13 protein-coding genes and 1 pseudogene are annotated in these 15,197 nt (G+C 63.3%); 12 read left to right on the forward strand and 2 right to left on the reverse strand.

Annotation, left to right across the window (positions count from 1 at the left end; all coding sequences use genetic code 11):
- Nucleotides 1–259 precede the first annotated feature (259 nt).
- Complete coding sequence (locus MTX19_RS16010) at nt 260–646, reverse strand: hypothetical protein (protein WP_280984393.1); 387 nt, start codon at nt 644–646, stop codon at nt 260–262.
- Nucleotides 647–861: 215 nt separating this feature from the next.
- Between MTX19_RS16010 and MTX19_RS16015 the strand changes: the two genes are divergently transcribed.
- The 3 genes from MTX19_RS16015 (at nt 862) to MTX19_RS16025 (ending at nt 2,808) form a co-directional block, all read left to right on the forward strand.
- The gene (locus tag MTX19_RS16015) at nt 862–1,725 is read left to right on the forward strand and encodes a hypothetical protein (RefSeq protein WP_280984394.1); all 864 of its coding nucleotides are present in this window, start codon (nt 862–864) and stop codon (nt 1,723–1,725) included.
- Nucleotides 1,726–2,311: 586 nt separating this feature from the next.
- Entirely contained in the window at nt 2,312–2,605 is a 294-nt protein-coding gene (locus MTX19_RS16020; protein WP_280984395.1) for a hypothetical protein, read from the forward strand.
- Nucleotides 2,602–2,808 carry a hypothetical protein gene (locus tag MTX19_RS16025; protein ID WP_280984396.1) on the forward strand — a complete coding sequence of 69 codons (207 nt, stop codon included), beginning with the start codon at nt 2,602–2,604 and terminating at the stop codon, nt 2,806–2,808. The genes MTX19_RS16020 and MTX19_RS16025 overlap by 4 nt, the downstream gene beginning before the upstream one ends.
- 796 nt (nt 2,809–3,604) lie before the next feature.
- On the opposite strand, the pseudogene MTX19_RS16030 reads toward MTX19_RS16025, so the two are convergent.
- Nucleotides 3,605–3,829 (reverse strand): annotated as a pseudogene (locus MTX19_RS16030) (ABC transporter permease); the annotation flags it as partial.
- A 70-nt stretch (nt 3,830–3,899) separates the two neighbouring features.
- On the opposite strand from MTX19_RS16030, the gene MTX19_RS16035 reads away from it, so the two are divergent.
- The 9 genes from MTX19_RS16035 (at nt 3,900) to rpoB (ending at nt 15,088) form a co-directional block, all read left to right on the forward strand.
- Complete coding sequence (locus MTX19_RS16035; RefSeq protein WP_280984397.1) at nt 3,900–5,513, forward strand: acyl-CoA synthetase; 1,614 nt, start codon at nt 3,900–3,902, stop codon at nt 5,511–5,513.
- A 337-nt stretch (nt 5,514–5,850) separates the two neighbouring features.
- Nucleotides 5,851–6,042: a preprotein translocase subunit SecE gene (secE, locus tag MTX19_RS16040; RefSeq protein WP_280977336.1), complete on the forward strand. Its 192-nt coding sequence runs from the start codon at nt 5,851–5,853 to the stop codon at nt 6,040–6,042.
- A gap of 20 nt (nt 6,043–6,062) precedes the next feature.
- A complete protein-coding gene (nusG, locus tag MTX19_RS16045; protein WP_016840553.1) occupies nt 6,063–6,596 on the forward strand; it encodes a transcription termination/antitermination protein NusG in 534 nt (177 codons plus the stop codon).
- Between the two features lie 128 nt (nt 6,597–6,724).
- Nucleotides 6,725–7,153, forward strand: a complete 429-nt coding sequence (rplK, locus tag MTX19_RS16050) for a 50S ribosomal protein L11 (RefSeq protein ID WP_027583240.1) — start codon at nt 6,725–6,727, stop codon at nt 7,151–7,153.
- 6 nt (nt 7,154–7,159) lie between these two features.
- The gene (gene rplA / locus MTX19_RS16055) at nt 7,160–7,852 is read left to right on the forward strand and encodes a 50S ribosomal protein L1 (protein ID WP_280984398.1); all 693 of its coding nucleotides are present in this window, start codon (nt 7,160–7,162) and stop codon (nt 7,850–7,852) included.
- A 96-nt stretch (nt 7,853–7,948) separates the two neighbouring features.
- The gene (locus MTX19_RS16060) at nt 7,949–8,902 is read left to right on the forward strand and encodes a 2-hydroxyacid dehydrogenase (RefSeq protein WP_280984399.1); all 954 of its coding nucleotides are present in this window, start codon (nt 7,949–7,951) and stop codon (nt 8,900–8,902) included.
- 575 nt (nt 8,903–9,477) lie between these two features.
- On the forward strand, nt 9,478–9,996 hold the full coding sequence (gene rplJ, locus MTX19_RS16065; RefSeq protein ID WP_280977339.1) for a 50S ribosomal protein L10: 519 nt from the start codon (nt 9,478–9,480) through the stop codon (nt 9,994–9,996).
- Between the two features lie 54 nt (nt 9,997–10,050).
- Nucleotides 10,051–10,428, forward strand: coding sequence for a 50S ribosomal protein L7/L12 (rplL, locus tag MTX19_RS16070; RefSeq protein ID WP_016847588.1), 378 nt, complete (start codon nt 10,051–10,053; stop codon nt 10,426–10,428).
- Between the two features lie 541 nt (nt 10,429–10,969).
- The gene (rpoB, locus tag MTX19_RS16075; RefSeq protein WP_280977340.1) at nt 10,970–15,088 is read left to right on the forward strand and encodes a DNA-directed RNA polymerase subunit beta; all 4,119 of its coding nucleotides are present in this window, start codon (nt 10,970–10,972) and stop codon (nt 15,086–15,088) included.
- The last annotated feature ends 109 nt before the right edge of the window (nt 15,089–15,197 follow it).

The following is a 15,197-nucleotide window of genomic DNA, read 5'->3' on the forward strand; positions in this document are numbered from 1 at the left end:
CCAGCCGACTTTGCCGCAGGCGGTGCATTTCAGGTGTGCCGAGATATCGTACCAGTCCCAGTCGGGCAGGTCGGCAAGCTTCAGGACGATTACGAAATCTTTCGGGATGCGGAGCTTTGGTTAGCGGCTGCGGTCGGCTGCGCGCCGGCGTTTCTCATCGCCGCCCTGATGATCGTATCCCTGTTCCAGCCGCAGTTCCCGGGCTGACATTTGTCGCAGGGAACAGCGCCGAGCTACTGCGCGTCGTGGGTGTGGCAGACTATCGCTTGGTTACGCACGCGTTGACGGCGTATGCACATTGCTCGCCCGCGGTGAGGAGCCCTCCCGTCGGCCCGCTGTAATTGACAGCCGTCACCAGTCCGCTTCCGAACACGATATTGATGTTGCAAAATCTGCTGCTGCTTACAGCAGTGCCACCGAAACGATCAAAGCTCGCATCGGTTACCCTCATGCCGTTGCCGGAAGCATAACCCCAAGCTTCCGTGGCACCCTCGGCGGCTTTGGTCGACGGCGCGCCCATGCAGGTCAGCACCTGTTCTTTCGACATTCCGACCATTTGTGCTCGGGCGTCCTGAGCGATTTCAGCCCGCTGAACTGCGCATCCGCCTAACACGACGCACAGCGCCGCGATCCAAAATTTTCGCATGAAACAATCCCCCAGCGGCGCGCAATCAACCGCAACCGCTGGTGGAGCGCAAGCCCAAGGGCGCGCGGATAGCCGAAAGTAGTGTGCGCGAGTCGGAAAAAGCAGGGGCGCTGACCTAAGGGTCCCGATTTTATTTCGTTGTTCCGCCGTGTCTGGGCCGCGACTCGGGAGCCGCATCCGTCCCCGCGCAATCCCGCGCATGATGGAGACAGGCAATGCCGATCATCCCTTTCCCTCCCGCTGAATTCATGGCGCGGCTGCGAGCCGGGCTTACGCCTGCAGCGATCTACAAAGGGCAGTTGTTGGACGGGACGCGTGTTCGCGGTCTGAGCTCTGCTCGCGCATTCAAAGCCCACTGCGACGCAAATCCCGAGTGGCGGCAGGAAGCTCTCGAGCTCGTCGAGAAAAATTCAATTGCAGCACGAAGGCGAAAGGGCGATCTGAAGCGGAACCAGACACACTGCAAACGCGGTCATCCGCTAAACGAGGCGACAGTCTACTTCGATCGAGGCGAAAGTCATCGGAAGTGCAAGATCTGCACCGCCATTAACTCGCAAAACCCTCCATTGCCGACGGTGGATCAAGTCTCGCGGGTCACGGCAGCGATCAACGCCGGACAGAGGGCCGTTCAATTTTGTGGCAACAGATCTCCGGAGCGGATCTTCGGTTTCAACAAGCTGAAGGTGCTGAGACAGAGTAATCCTGAGTTCGATCGGCTTTACACCGGCAAGATTCTGCTCGTGCGGCCGCGGTCGAATCTCATTACACGGCCAAGCGTTCTCACGCCCGAAGCGCAAGAGTATCAGCGCGTAGCTGCCTTCGTGCCGTATCAGCTGCCGCACGATGTTAGAGACGACGTCATCCAATCCATCTTCTTGGCAATTCTGGAAGGCTCACTGCAGCCAGATCAGGTAAGGGGCCGCGTCCAGGAATTCATCAGGGCGCACTATCGCGAGGCGAACAGGCACGGCGTCGGCAAGTTCGGTCTCAAATCCCTCGACGCACCAATCTTCAGCGACGGTTCAAAGACCTTGGCCGATTTCGAGACGCGAAGCATCTGGGATGAGGTCCCCATGTAGGGGATAGATTTTTTACCAAATCAGTGAGACGGTGCAGGCGGAGCTTAGCAACTCCCGCCAAAGGCCTTGCCGGGCCGGTTTGGCACCAGGGCGATGGCAGGGCGATCCTTGCCGGGATCAAACGTCGCCATCGATTAGGACGCGCTGGTTAGCCGCCAGCGTGAACGGCACCACTATGCCGGGAAGGCGGCGGCTATACAATACCCTTCGGGGAAAGGCCGTCGCGCGCCGTCTCTGGCGGCGTTGCTAACTTCCCGGCGCCAGCGCTGTCCGCTGGCAACCGGCCGTAGCAAGCCGGCAATCCAGAGAACCACCCATGACCATCGAAAGACCCATGTTTCCGCCCCGTGCGGAGTCCGTGGATTCGATTTCCGCTCAACCCGCTGTCGACCACCGGCCCGAAGAAAGACCATCCGGCGACTCTCCTAGGCCCGCTGAGGGCACATCAAACGTCATCGTCTTCCCGCGTGCCGCAGAGCGCCGCGTCTCGTATGCGCCTACCGAACCCGCGGGGCCCCGTGTGACCGGCCGTCAGCGCGCCGGCTTCAAGCGGAATCCGTTGCGGCGTCTCTACAGCCGGACTGGAATGGCTGTGACGATAGCGGGGAAGCTGCATAGGGGAGAGCCGCTCCGCGCCGAGGGCTGGATCGACGAGCTTAAGTGGCTACGCCAGGGCGCCGAGGCGGCCCGACTCTTGGCTGAGGAGCTCGATGGATTCGTCGGGCGAATGGAAGGCTTGCCCAAGCCGGCAAACGTCCGCGTCCTCTCGCCGGTGGAGTTTGCGATGGCCTACGAGCAGTCCCCGCCCGAACTTAAGCGCCTTGTCTGCGCCGAGATCGAGCGCGTTCTCACGACGCGGAACGAGGGACCCCAGCAATGAGCAAAATCGTTGAATTGCGTCGGGCCGTCGGCTTCGAGAACGAGTGCGATATCGAAGACATTGTCGCGCTCACCGAATTGATGATCGTGATGTTGGCGCAACCCGATGCAAAGACAGCGCTAGACGGGATGCAGCGCCTCATGGGGATCGTCGCAGATCGGGCGCGTGATCTCCGGGCCCGCCTCCTGGAGGACAGGAGATGAAGCGCCGGCGCCGATCGCACCGGAAGCGTAACCGGCAGCGGCTGGCGGGACACCGCCGGCGGCTAGAACGATAGTAGTCCACGCTGTCCACAAACCTGACGGTTGTCGGGCAGGCCACCCTGGTGCAAGCTCCTAGGGGTGGTCCGGACGGAAGCCCGAAGCCACCCCCGCAGGGAGCCATCTCGGTGGGGCTTGGAGGGCCGGCGACGCAACCGCCGGCCTTCTGCTTTTCCACCAAGCGCGTGCATCCTAGGGCGACCGGAGCCCAGGTTAAGTCAGAAGACGGCTTATGCACGATTCACACAACGCGATGTGTGAAACCCGGGAGTGGGCCCGAGTTAGATCTTGCGCCAGTCGGGCAGATACTTGACGACGAATCCGCGCGGGAGTCTGATCCGCGCCCATGTCATCAGAACTCGACGATTATCGACGCCTTGAACGTGTCTGCCGGGAGCTGGCAGAGCGCGCCACCATGCCGGCAGAGCGGCGCGCGATGTTGATCATGGCTGGCAACTATCGCACTGCTGCGGATGCGCTCGTGTCCCAAGGCGTGTCCCAACGTGCGCTAGACGGCCCCGGAAAATGGTGGACGAGGACAGACAATATCGGCGGCGCGATACCGAGAATGCGCCGTAAATTCAGACAAATGAGCACGCGCGCAGACCTGATAAAACGGCTGCGCGCGTACTCCAAAACCGGGGGTTGGGAGTTCGAGCCTCTCCACTCCTGCCAGCCTTTACCGAACAATTTGAAGCAGTTGGCCGAGGCCCTGGACCCCGGCCATGATCACTTTCGCTCACTTGATGAGCGGGCAGCCGCCGTCCTTCAGTGGGCGGAAGGCCTGGTCGCCGGGCACCTCGGCGAGCACCTTGTAGTAATCCCACGGCCCCTTCGATTCCTCGGGCTTCTTGACCTTGAACAGGAACATCGAGTGCACCATGCGGCCGTCCTCGCCGACCACGCCGTTGTCGGCGAAGGCGTCGCGTACCGGGGTCGCGCGCATCTTGGCCCGCACTGGCCTACGCCGCCGACGGTAGGGCGGTGGGACGCTCAAATCAGAACAACGACACAAGCGCATTCGGGAGGGAGACATGAGTGAAGATATCGCCGCAACCATCCAGCGCGCACGCGAGCACAGCATCGGCGATCTCTTGCGCCGGTCCGCAAGGCGCTATCCAAACAAGACGGCGCTGATCTGCGGCGAGGTGAGCTGGACCTTTGCGGAGATGGACGCGATCTGCAACCGGCTGGCGCGCGGCCTGCTCGGGCTCGGCATCGGGAAGGGCGACCGCATTGCCGTACTGTCGCGCAATTCGCATGCGTTCGCGGCGCTGCGCTTCGCGGTGGCGCGGATCGGCGCCGTCCTGGTGCCGATCAACTTCATGCTGAACCCGGACGAGATCAATTTCATCCTCTCCAATTCCGGCGCGAAGTTGCTCGCGGTCGGGCCGGACTTTGTCGACACCGCGCGCGCCGCGGCCGCCAAGGGCTCGGCGATCGAAACGATGTTCTGGCTGCCGGGCGAGGATCCTGCCACGGCGCCCGACGGCATCAGGACGTTCGACAGCCTGCTGCATGCTGACGCCTCGGCGCCCGATGCTTCGGTCGACAGCCGCGACCCCGCGCAGATCATCTACACCAGCGGCACGGAGTCGCTGCCGAAAGGCGCGATCCTCACCCATGAAGCCGTGATGTGGCAGTATGTCAGTTGCATCATCGATGGCGGCATGGCGACCGACGACGCCGTCCTGCACGCGCTGCCGCTCTATCATTGCGCGCAGCTCGACGTCTTCCTGGGGCCCGCGATCTATCTCGGCGCCACCAGCCTGATCACCGGCAAGCCGGTGCCCGATCACATCCTGGCGCTGATCGCAGCCCACAAGATCAATGCGTTCTTCGCGCCGCCGACAATCTGGATCGCGATGCTGCGTTCGCCGGCGTTCGATCGCACCGATCTGTCGACGCTGCGCAAGGGTTACTACGGCGCCTCGATCATGCCGGTCGAGGTGCTGCTCGAGCTGCAGCGCCGGCTGCCGAACGTGAAGTTCTGGAATTTCTACGGCCAGACCGAGATTGCGCCGCTCGCAACCGTGCTGACGCCGGAGGATCAATTGCCGAAGGCCGGTTCGGCCGGCAAGCCCGCGATCAATGTCGAGACGCGGGTGGTCAATCCTGACATGACCGACGTCAGGGTCGGGGAGGTGGGCGAAATCGTGCACCGCTCGCCGCATCTGCTGTCCGGCTACTACAACGATCCGGGCAAGACCGCCGCGGCCTTCGCCGGTGGCTGGTTTCACTCCGGCGATCTCGCGACCGTCGATGCCGACGGCTACATCACCGTGGTCGATCGCGTGAAGGACATGATCAAGAGCGGCGGCGAGAACGTCGCAAGCCGCGAGGTCGAGGAGATGATCTACCGGCTGCCGGCGGTGTCGGAGGTCGCGGTGGTCGGGCTGCCCGATCCGCGCTGGATCGAGGCGGTGACCGCGATCGTGGTGGTCAAGGCGGGACAGAGCCTCGATGAGGACGCGGTCATCAAGCATTGCGCAGGCGCGATGGCCCATTTCAAGGTGCCGAAGCGGGTCATCTTCGTCGACAGCCTGCCGAAGAACCCGAGCGGCAAGCTGCTCAAGCGCGAGCTGCGGCAGCGCTATGTCGGCGGGGCCACGCTCGACCAGGCGGTCCAGAAGAGCTTTGCCGGGTAATCCGTCCGCCCGGCTGGGCGTGGGAGGGCGGGACCAGGTGGTACCAATCCCGCCGCCTAAGCCCTTGATTTGAGAGGGCCGGTCCTGTCCGGCCTCCGGCCGATCGGGGTAAGGGTGCGGCTCCGCCGACCTTGACCTTTGGCCGGTCTCGCAGTAGATACCCGCCACTCGCTGCCGGCCCGTTTTGACCGCGGATATCCGGCGCGGCCTGAATTCCCCCGAACAATCGAGCTCGTTCATCGGCTCAACCTTCCAAACGAGGGCTGGGTCCTCAAGATCGGCTGTTCGGATTCCTTGAAGCTTTGCAAATCGTTCGGTGACGGACGCGGATCTTACGATGGCTTTCAGCCCGTTCAAATTCCTGCAGGAAGTGCGCTCGGAGACCGCCAAGGTCACCTGGCCGACGCGCCGCGAGACGACCATCACCACCATCATGGTGTTCGTGATGGTGGCGCTGGCCTCGATCTTCTTTTTCGCGGCGGATCAGATCATCCGCTACCTGGTCACCATGATACTGGGTATCCACTGATGAGCACTGAAACTCAATTGATGGACAAGCGCTGGTACATCGTTCACGCCTACTCGAACTTCGAGAAGAAGGTTGCGGAGTCGATCCGCGAGCAGGCGAAGCAGCGCGGACTGGAAGAACTGTTCGAGCAGGTGCTGGTGCCGACCGAGAAGGTTACCGAGGTGCGCCGCGGCCGCAAGATCGACGCCGAGCGCAAGTTCTTCCCGGGCTACGTGCTGGTGAAGATGAAGCTGACCGACGAGGCGTTTCATCTGATCAAGAACACCCCGAAGGTGACCGGCTTCCTAGGCGCGGAGAACAAGCCGATGCCGATCTCGGAAGCCGAGGCCATGCGCATCCTGCACCAGGTGCAGGAGGGCGTGGAACGGCCGAAGGCCTCGGTGTCGTTCGAAATCGGCGAGAACGTGCGCGTGGCCGACGGCCCGTTCGCCTCGTTCTCGGGCGTGGTGGAAGAAATCGACGAGGCGCGCTCGCGCGTGAAGGTCGCGGTGTCGATCTTCGGCCGCGCCACGCCGGTCGAACTGGAATTCGGTCAGGTCGAAAAGGTGGTCTGACCGGACGGCGCGGGGTATATGCCTCGCGTCAGCAAAGGCCGTGGGAGGCGGGAGGCGGTCGCCAACCCCTTCAACCGAACCACGGAACCTGAAACCGCCGGCATCGTCCGGCACAACAGGAGTGATAAATGGCAAAGAAAGTGACCGGATACCTGAAGCTTCAGGTCCCGGCCGGTGCGGCGAACCCGTCGCCCCCGATCGGCCCCGCGCTTGGTCAGCGCGGTCTCAACATCATGGAGTTCTGCAAGGCGTTCAACGCGCAGACCCAGAAGGAAGAGAAGAACACCCCGATCCCGGTGATCATCACCATCTATGCGGACCGTTCCTTCACCTTCGAGATGAAGACGCCGCCGATGTCCTACTTCCTCAAGCAGGCTGCCAAGATCCAGTCCGGCTCGAAGGCGCCGGGCCGCGACAAGGCCGGCCAGGTGACCAAGGCGCAGGTGCGCGAGATCGCCGAGAAGAAGATGAAGGACTTGAATTGCGACACCGTCGAAGCGGCCATGAAGATGGTCGAGGGCTCGGCCCGTTCGATGGGTCTGGAAGTTGCGGGGTAAGGCGCCATGTCAATCGGAAAGCGTTTGAAGAAGGCCCGCGAAGGTATTGATCGCGAGAAGCTTTACCCGCTCGCGGACGCCATCAAGATGGTCAAGGAGCGCGCCAAGTCGAAGTTCGACGAGACGATCGAGATCGCGATCAATCTCGGCGTCGACCCGCGCCACGCCGACCAGATGGTCCGCGGCGTGGTCAACCTGCCGAACGGAACCGGCCGTACGCTCCGCGTCGGCGTGTTCGCGCGCGGCGCCAAGGCTGAGGAAGCCAAGGCCGCCGGTGCCGACGTCGTCGGCGCCGAAGATCTGGTCGAGAAGGTGCAGGGCGGCACGATCGATTTCGATCGCTGCATCGCCACTCCGGACATGATGCCGCTGGTCGGCCGCCTCGGTAAGGTGCTCGGTCCGCGCGGCATGATGCCGAACCCGAAGATCGGCACCGTGACCATGGACGTCACCAACGCCGTGAAGGGCGCCAAGGGCGGCTCGGTCGAGTTCCGCGTCGAGAAGGCCGGCATCGTGCAGGCCGGTATCGGCAAGGCCTCGTTCTCCGAGGACAAGCTGGTCGAGAACGTCAAGGCGCTCGCGGATGCGGTTTCCAAGGCGAAGCCGGCGGGTTCCAAGGGCACCTACATCCAGCGCGTGGCGGTTTCCTCCACCATGGGCCCGGGCGTGAAGGTCGAGCCGGGCACGATCCTCGGCTGAGATCTTTGGCCGTGACGAGATAAAGAGGGGCGGATCGGGCAACCGGTTCCGCCCCTTTGTTGTTTTGGCGCTTGAAGTTTCCAGGAAACAACAGAAATGTCCGACAAGGTCCTGATCTACTCGCGCTTCCCCAAGGCTCAGCTGGTGCGCTTCGGCGAACGCTATGAGCTCCTCAACACAGCGGGCCAACTGCCGGACGAAGCCTTCCCGGCGGCCGAGATCGCTGAGGTCCGCGCCATGATCACCGCCGGCGGGACGCCGCTCGACGGTGATGCCATGGACCTGCTGCCCAAGCTCGGTGCGATCATCTGCTACGGTACGGGTTTCGACGGCGTCGATCTGGCCGCTGCCGCGAAGCGGGGAATCGCCGTCGGTCACAGCCCGGGCGCCAACGCCGCGTCCGTGGCCGACATGGCGGTGACGATGATGCTGGCTGCGGTGCGCCGTCTGCCGGTGGCTGACAATTATGTCCGCAGTGGCGACTGGGCCGGCCGCAAGCCGTCACCGATGATGCGGCCGCAGGCCGGGATGCGCGGTCGCAAGGTCGGCGTCTACGGCATGGGCGAAATCGGGCGGAAGATCGCCGCCCGCGTCGCCGCCTTCGAAACCGAGGTCGGCTATTTCAGCCGCACCAGATACGATCTGCCCTATCAGTACCTGCCGAGCCTGGAAGCGCTCGCCGATTGGTGCAGCGTGCTGATGGTCGCGGTCCGCGCCGGCCCTGAGACCAACCATGCCGTCGACGCCGACATCCTGCGCCGGCTCGGCAGCGACGGCTTTGTCGTCAACATCTCGCGCGGCTCCGTCATCGACGAGACGGCGCTGGTTGCGGCGTTGACCGGCCAGACCATCGCCGGCGCCGGCCTCGACGTGTTCGCCGAGGAGCCGCATGCCCCCGACGCGTTGACGGCGCTTCCCAACGTGGTGCTCTCGCCGCATCTTGGTGGTCACACCCTGGAATCGCACGTGGCGATGCAGGACTGTGTGCTGGCCAATCTCGAGGCGTTCTTCTCAGGCAGGCCGCTGCCCTATCGGGTGAAAGGCGTCTGAGCGGGCTGACCGGATCACGGAACCGGGTTCCGGAGGCCGATCCGAACTGGTCTGAATTTTGCTCTTGGCAAGTCGGGCGAGACTCGCTAAATACCGCGCTCCGGGCGTGCCAGCGGTTGCTGGCATATCCGTGCTCGCATTCCGAAAACCTGAGACGATAGGAGACCATTCCTTTCCGCATGCCCGCAAGGATGTCGAAAGGAAGGAGACCCGTCGGCTCGAACGGAACGAGAGCAGGGGCATTCGGCTGAGCCGAATTGCCTCGATCCTGTCCGAGACTGCAGGCGCCAGCGAGAACTTCGCGTTTTCAACGGCTTAATCGCATGGCCTGCATAGACGGGTGAAGACCGGATTTCGCATTCCAGTTTGCGACGACCTCGCGGCTGGGCGCTGATTTGGTTCGAACCTCGACAGCCCATGGCCGCAAGGCTCTGGGAGGGCAGGCTTCTAGAACGTCGTCTTGCCCGGCATGTCCGAAGGGTTCACGCCCGACGGGTCAGGTTTTGGGCGGGACGATGGGTGCAACCCGGCGGTCCTGTCCTCGCGGAGAGGCCGCCAACCGGAGAGAGCTTGCTGTGGAACGAGCGGCAAAAAAAGAGGCGGTCGAACAGCTCAACGAGGTCTTCAAGACCACGAGCGTCGCGATCGTTGCTCATTATTCCGGCCTCACCGTCGCCCAGATGCAGACCCTGCGCAAGCAGATGAAGCAGGCGGGCGCGTCGGTGAAGGTCTCGAAGAACCGTCTCGCCAAAATTGCTCTTGAAGGCACTGACGTCGCAGCCATCGGCTCCCTGCTGAAGGGGCCGACCGTGATCGCAACTTCAAACGATCCGGTCGCGGCGCCAAAGGTTGCCATCGAATTCGCCAAGGCGAACGAGAAGTTCGTCATTCTCGGCGGCTCGATGGGTAAAACCGTCCTGAATGTCGACAGCGTGAAGGCGCTTGCCTCACTGCCGTCGCTCGACGAACTGCGCGGCAAGCTTGTCGGCCTCATCCAGGCGCCGGCGACCAAGCTCGCTCAGCTGTCCAACGCGCCCGCGGCCAAGCTCGCACGCGTCATTCAGGCTCATGCCTCAAAGGGCGAAGCGGCCTGACCCCTTCGCTAATCTCAAACCTGGTTCGAACCAAACGTTTAAGGAAACAGATCAATGGCTGACTTGCAGAAAATCGTCGACGACCTCTCGAGCCTCACCGTGCTCGAAGCGGCCGAACTCGCCAAGCTCCTCGAAGAAAAGTGGGGCGTGTCCGCCGCTGCCGCCGTTGCGGTGGCCGGTCCGGCCGCTGGCGGCGCTGCCGCTGCTCCGGCTGAAGAGAAGACCGACTTCACCGTCGTGCTGGCTGCCGCCGGCGACAAGAAGATCGAGGTCATCAAGGAAGTCCGCGCCATCACCGGCCTGGGCCTGAAGGAAGCCAAGGACCTCGTCGAAGGCGCTCCGAAGCCGCTCAAGGAAGGCGTCAACAAGGAAGAAGCCGACAAGATCAAGGCCCAGCTCGAGAAGGCTGGCGCGAAGGTCGAACTCAAGTAACCGCTGGTTATTTGGGCGAAACCCCGGGCGCGCGAAAGCGGGCCCGGGTCTGCCCGAACGGGATGCGAGTGGCCGGGTTCCGGTCATGGCGGCGCGGGCGGGACGGGACGAGCATGGCCCGGGAGTTTCCGGACCATGCAAAACGGCGTGCGACGGATTGTCGCGTGGCGTGGTGGACACAAAAAAGTGTGGGGATCCGTAGACTTAACCCTCGAATCTCCATTATTGCCTACCCATATCGGGTCGGCAGCGGAAAAACACGGTCGGCGGCGGGAGCGGCAGGGGCTCCCGGCGGAAGCCGTTGGGAGACAGTCAGATTTCGGGCTTTTTCAGTCCGTAGAAGCGGAAGGTTTTGACGGGCGGGTGCAGGCATGCGCCCCGCGCGTCGTTTTGCGTTTTGAAGGCCGCTGGTCCGGGTTGGGGATTTAATTCCTGAATTTGGGCTTCGTTCCTTCGAAGCGATTCGAAATTCAACCCGGGGGCGATGGCAGTCGTGTCCCGGAAGGTTCGCCCCACAAGGCGACGAAAATGAGAGGCCACGATGGCGCAGCAGACATTCACTGGTCGCAAACGCGTACGCAAGTTTTTCGGTCACATCAAGGAAGTTGCGGAGATGCCGAACCTCATCGAGGTTCAGAAGGCGTCCTATGACCAGTTCCTGATGGTGGAAGAGCCGGCCGGTGGGCGCCCGGATGAGGGGCTGCAGGCCGTGTTCCGTTCGGTGTTTCCGATCTCGGATTTCTCCGGCACCTCGATGCTTGAATTCGTCCGCTACGAGTTCGAGCCGCCGAAGTATGACGTCGACGAGTGCCGCCAGCGCGGCATGACCTTTGCCGCGCCGCTCAAGGTGACGCTGCGCCTGATCGTGTTCGATATCGACGAGGAAACCGGCGCCAAGTCGGTGAAGGACATCAAGGAGCAGGACGTCTACATGGGCGACATCCCGCTCATGACGATGAACGGCACCTTCGTCGTCAACGGCACCGAGCGCGTCATCGTCTCGCAGATGCACCGTTCGCCGGGCGTGTTCTTCGATCACGACAAGGGCAAGACCCATTCGTCCGGCAAGCTCTTGTTTGCCGCGCGCGTGATTCCGTATCGCGGTTCCTGGCTCGACATCGAGTTCGACGCCAAGGACATCGTGTTCGCGCGCATCGACCGCCGCCGCAAGATCCCCGTGACCTCGCTGATGTACGCGCTCGGTCTTGACGGCGAGCAGATCCTGTCGACCTTCTACAAGAAGATCACCTACAAGCGGACCAAGGACGGATGGCGCGTGCCGTTCGACGCCAACCGCTTCCGCGGCTATTCGACCGTCAATGACCTGATCGACGCCGACACCGGCAAGGTGGTGCTCGAGGCCGGCAAGAAGCTGACCGTGCGCCAGGCGCGCCAGCTTCAGGAGAAGGGCCTGAAGGCGCTGCGGATGTCGGACGAGGAGCTCGTCGGCAACTACCTCGCCGAGGATCTCGTCAACCCGAAGACCGGTGAGATCTACGCCGAGGCCGGCGAGGAGATCACCGACAAGTCGCTCAAGGTGCTGAACGAGCAGGGCTACAAGGATCTGCCGCTGCTCGACATCGACCATGTCAATGTCGGCGCCTACATCCGCAACACGCTCTCCGCCGACAAGAACATGACGCGCGAGGACGCGCTGTTCGACATCTACCGCGTGATGCGTCCGGGCGAGCCGCCGACGCTGGATTCGGCGCAGGCCATGTTCCAGTCGCTGTTCTTCGACGCCGAGCGCTACGACCTGTCTGCGGTCGGCCGCGTCAAGATGAACATGCGTCTCGAGCTCGATGCGCCCGACACCCACCGCACGCTGCGCAAGGAAGACATCCTGGCGGTCATCAAGACGCTGGTCGACCTGCGCGACGGCAAGGGCGAGATCGACGATATCGACCACCTCGGCAACCGCCGTGTGCGCTCGGTCGGCGAACTCATGGAGAACCAGTACCGGATCGGTCTGCTCCGCATGGAGCGCGCGATCAAGGAGCGCATGTCGAGCGTCGACATCGACACCGTGATGCCGCAGGACCTGATCAACGCCAAGCCCGCGGCTGCCGCCGTGCGCGAGTTCTTCGGTTCCTCGCAACTCTCGCAGTTCATGGACCAGACCAACCCGCTGTCGGAGATCACCCACAAGCGGCGCCTGTCGGCGCTTGGCCCGGGCGGTCTGACCCGCGAGCGTGCCGGCTTCGAGGTCCGCGACGTGCATCCGACGCATTACGGCCGCATCTGCCCGATCGAGACGCCGGAAGGTCCGAACATCGGCCTGATCAACTCGCTGGCGACGTTCGCGCGCGTCAACAAGTACGGCTTCGTCGAGACGCCCTATCGCAAGATCAAGGACGGCCGGGTCACCGACGAGGTGGTCTATCTGTCGGCGATGGAAGAGGGGCGCTACCGCGTCGCGCAGGCCAACGTGCCGCTCGACCCCAAGGGCCGATTCACCGAAGACCTCGTGGTCTGCCGTCACGCCGGCGAAGTGATGCCGGTGACGCCGGACAAGGTCGACTACATGGACGTGTCGCCGAAGCAGCTCGTTTCGGTCGCAGCAGCCCTGATCCCGTTCCTCGAGAATGACGACGCCAACCGCGCGCTGATGGGCTCGAACATGCAGCGCCAGGCGGTGCCGCTGGTTCGCGCCGAGGCGCCGTTCGTCGGCACCGGCATGGAAGGCGTGGTGGCCCGCGACTCGGGTGCCGCGATCGCCGCGCGCCGCTCCGGCGTGATCGACCAGATCGACGCCACCCGCGTCGTGATCCGCGCCACGGAAGATCTCGATCCGACCAAGTCGGGCGTCGATATCTACCGGCTGATGAAGTACCAGCGCTCCAACCAGTCGACCTGCATCAACCAGCGTCCGCTGGTGAAAGTCGGCGACATCGTCAAGAAGGGCGACATCATCGCCGACGGCCCGTCGACCGATCTCGGCGAACTCGCGCTCGGCCGCAACGTGCTGGTCGCGTTCATGCCGTGGAACGGCTACAACTTCGAAGACTCGATCCTGCTCTCCGAGCGGATCGTGAAGGACGACGTCTTCACCTCGATCCACATCGAGGAGTTCGAGGTGATGGCCCGCGACACCAAGCTCGGGCCTGAGGAAATCACCCGCGACATTCCGAACGTCTCGGAAGAAGCACTGAAGAACCTCGACGAAGCCGGTATCGTCTACATCGGTGCGGAAGTCCGCGCCGGCGACATCCTGGTCGGCAAGATCACGCCGAAGGGCGAGAGCCCGATGACGCCGGAAGAGAAGCTGCTCCGCGCCATCTTCGGCGAGAAGGCCTCCGACGTCCGCGACACTTCTCTCCGTGTTCCTCCCGGTGTGCAGGGCACGATCGTGGAAGTCCGCGTGTTCAACCGCCACGGCGTCGACAAGGACGAGCGTGCGCTGGCGATCGAGCGCGAGGAGATCGAGCGTCTGGCCAAGGACCGCGACGACGAGCAGGCGATCCTGGACCGCAACGTCTACAACCGCCTCGCCGAGCTGCTGGAGAACCGCCAGGGCATCGCCGGCCCCAAGGGCTTCAAGAAGGATACCAAGATCACCCGCGCGGTGCTCGACGAGTATCCGAAGTCGCAGTGGTGGCTGTTCGCCTCGCCGAACGACAAGCTGATGGCCGAGATCGAGGCCATGCGGAAGCAGTACGACGAGTCGAAGAAGGGCCTCGAGCAGCGCTTCCTCGACAAGGTCGAGAAGCTGCAGCGTGGCGACGAGTTGCCGCCCGGCGTGATGAAGATGGTCAAGGTCTTCGTCGCGGTGAAGCGCAAGATCCAGCCCGGCGACAAGATGGCGGGCCGTCACGGCAACAAGGGTGTGGTGTCGAAGATCGTTCCGATCGAGGACATGCCGTTCCTCGAGGACGGCACCCATGCCGACATCGTGCTGAACCCGCTCGGCGTGCCTTCGCGCATGAACGTCGGTCAGATCCTGGAGACGCATCTGGGCTGGGCCTGCGCCGGCCTCGGCAAGCGCATCGGCCAGACCATCGACGCCTACTATCACAAGCAGGATCTCAAGCCGCTGCGCGAGACCCTGAAGAAGATCTACGGCGAGGATGAAACCATCAGGTCGCTGAACGACAACGAGCTGCTCGAGCTCGGCCGCAACCTGAGCCACGGCGTGCCGATCGCCACCCCGGTGTTCGACGGCGCCAAGGAGGCCGACATCGAGGAGATGCTGAAGCTTGCCGGCTTCGACGCCTCCGGCCAGTCGACCGTCTATGACGGCCGCACCGGCGATGCGTTCGATCGCAAGGTGACGATGGGCTACATCTACATGCTCAAGCTGCATCACCTGGTGGACGACAAGATCCACGCGCGTTCGATCGGTCCGTACTCGCTCGTCACCCAGCAGCCGCTGGGCGGCAAGGCGCAGTTCGGCGGCCAGCGTTTCGGCGAAATGGAGGTCTGGGCGCTCGAAGCCTACGGCGCCGCCTACACGCTGCAGGAAATGCTGACGGTGAAGTCGGACGACGTCGCTGGCCGTACCAAGGTGTACGAGGCGATCGTGCGCGGCGACGACACTTTCGAGGCCGGTATTCCGGAATCGTTCAACGTGCTGGTCAAGGAAATGCGCTCGCTCGGCCTCAACGTCGACCTGCACAATTCCAAGATGGGGCCGGCGCCGACGTCGGAAGCGGCCGAGTGACGCTGTGATTTATGCCCGGCGCAATAGCGCCGGGCCTTCGCGCTCCGCTCGGACGTTGAGCGGGGCGCGGGTCGATAAAAATTTCGAATTTGCTGCCGGTGACGATCGG

Source organism: Bradyrhizobium sp. ISRA464, from assembly GCF_029910095.1.
Classification (GTDB): Bacteria; Pseudomonadota; Alphaproteobacteria; order Rhizobiales; family Xanthobacteraceae; genus Bradyrhizobium.

What these genes read in the sequence shown, in the direction of transcription:
- rplK (WP_027583240.1), top strand. Translation starts at nt 6,725, where the DNA reads ATGGCAAAGAAAGTGACCGGATACCTGAAGCTTCAGGTCCCGGCCGGT.
- MTX19_RS16015 (WP_280984394.1), top strand. Translation starts at nt 862, where the DNA reads ATGCCGATCATCCCTTTCCCTCCCGCTGAATTCATGGCGCGGCTGCGA.
- MTX19_RS16020 (WP_280984395.1), top strand. Translation starts at nt 2,312, where the DNA reads ATGGCTGTGACGATAGCGGGGAAGCTGCATAGGGGAGAGCCGCTCCGC.
- nusG (WP_016840553.1), top strand. Translation starts at nt 6,063, where the DNA reads ATGGACAAGCGCTGGTACATCGTTCACGCCTACTCGAACTTCGAGAAG.
- rplA (WP_280984398.1), top strand. Translation starts at nt 7,160, where the DNA reads ATGTCAATCGGAAAGCGTTTGAAGAAGGCCCGCGAAGGTATTGATCGC.
- MTX19_RS16025 (WP_280984396.1), top strand. Translation starts at nt 2,602, where the DNA reads ATGAGCAAAATCGTTGAATTGCGTCGGGCCGTCGGCTTCGAGAACGAG.
- MTX19_RS16060 (WP_280984399.1), top strand. Translation starts at nt 7,949, where the DNA reads ATGTCCGACAAGGTCCTGATCTACTCGCGCTTCCCCAAGGCTCAGCTG.
- MTX19_RS16010 (WP_280984393.1), bottom strand. Translation starts at nt 646, where the DNA reads ATGCGAAAATTTTGGATCGCGGCGCTGTGCGTCGTGTTAGGCGGATGC.
- rpoB (WP_280977340.1), top strand. Translation starts at nt 10,970, where the DNA reads ATGGCGCAGCAGACATTCACTGGTCGCAAACGCGTACGCAAGTTTTTC.
- secE (WP_280977336.1), top strand. Translation starts at nt 5,851, where the DNA reads ATGGCTTTCAGCCCGTTCAAATTCCTGCAGGAAGTGCGCTCGGAGACC.
- rplL (WP_016847588.1), top strand. Translation starts at nt 10,051, where the DNA reads ATGGCTGACTTGCAGAAAATCGTCGACGACCTCTCGAGCCTCACCGTG.
- MTX19_RS16035 (WP_280984397.1), top strand. Translation starts at nt 3,900, where the DNA reads ATGAGTGAAGATATCGCCGCAACCATCCAGCGCGCACGCGAGCACAGC.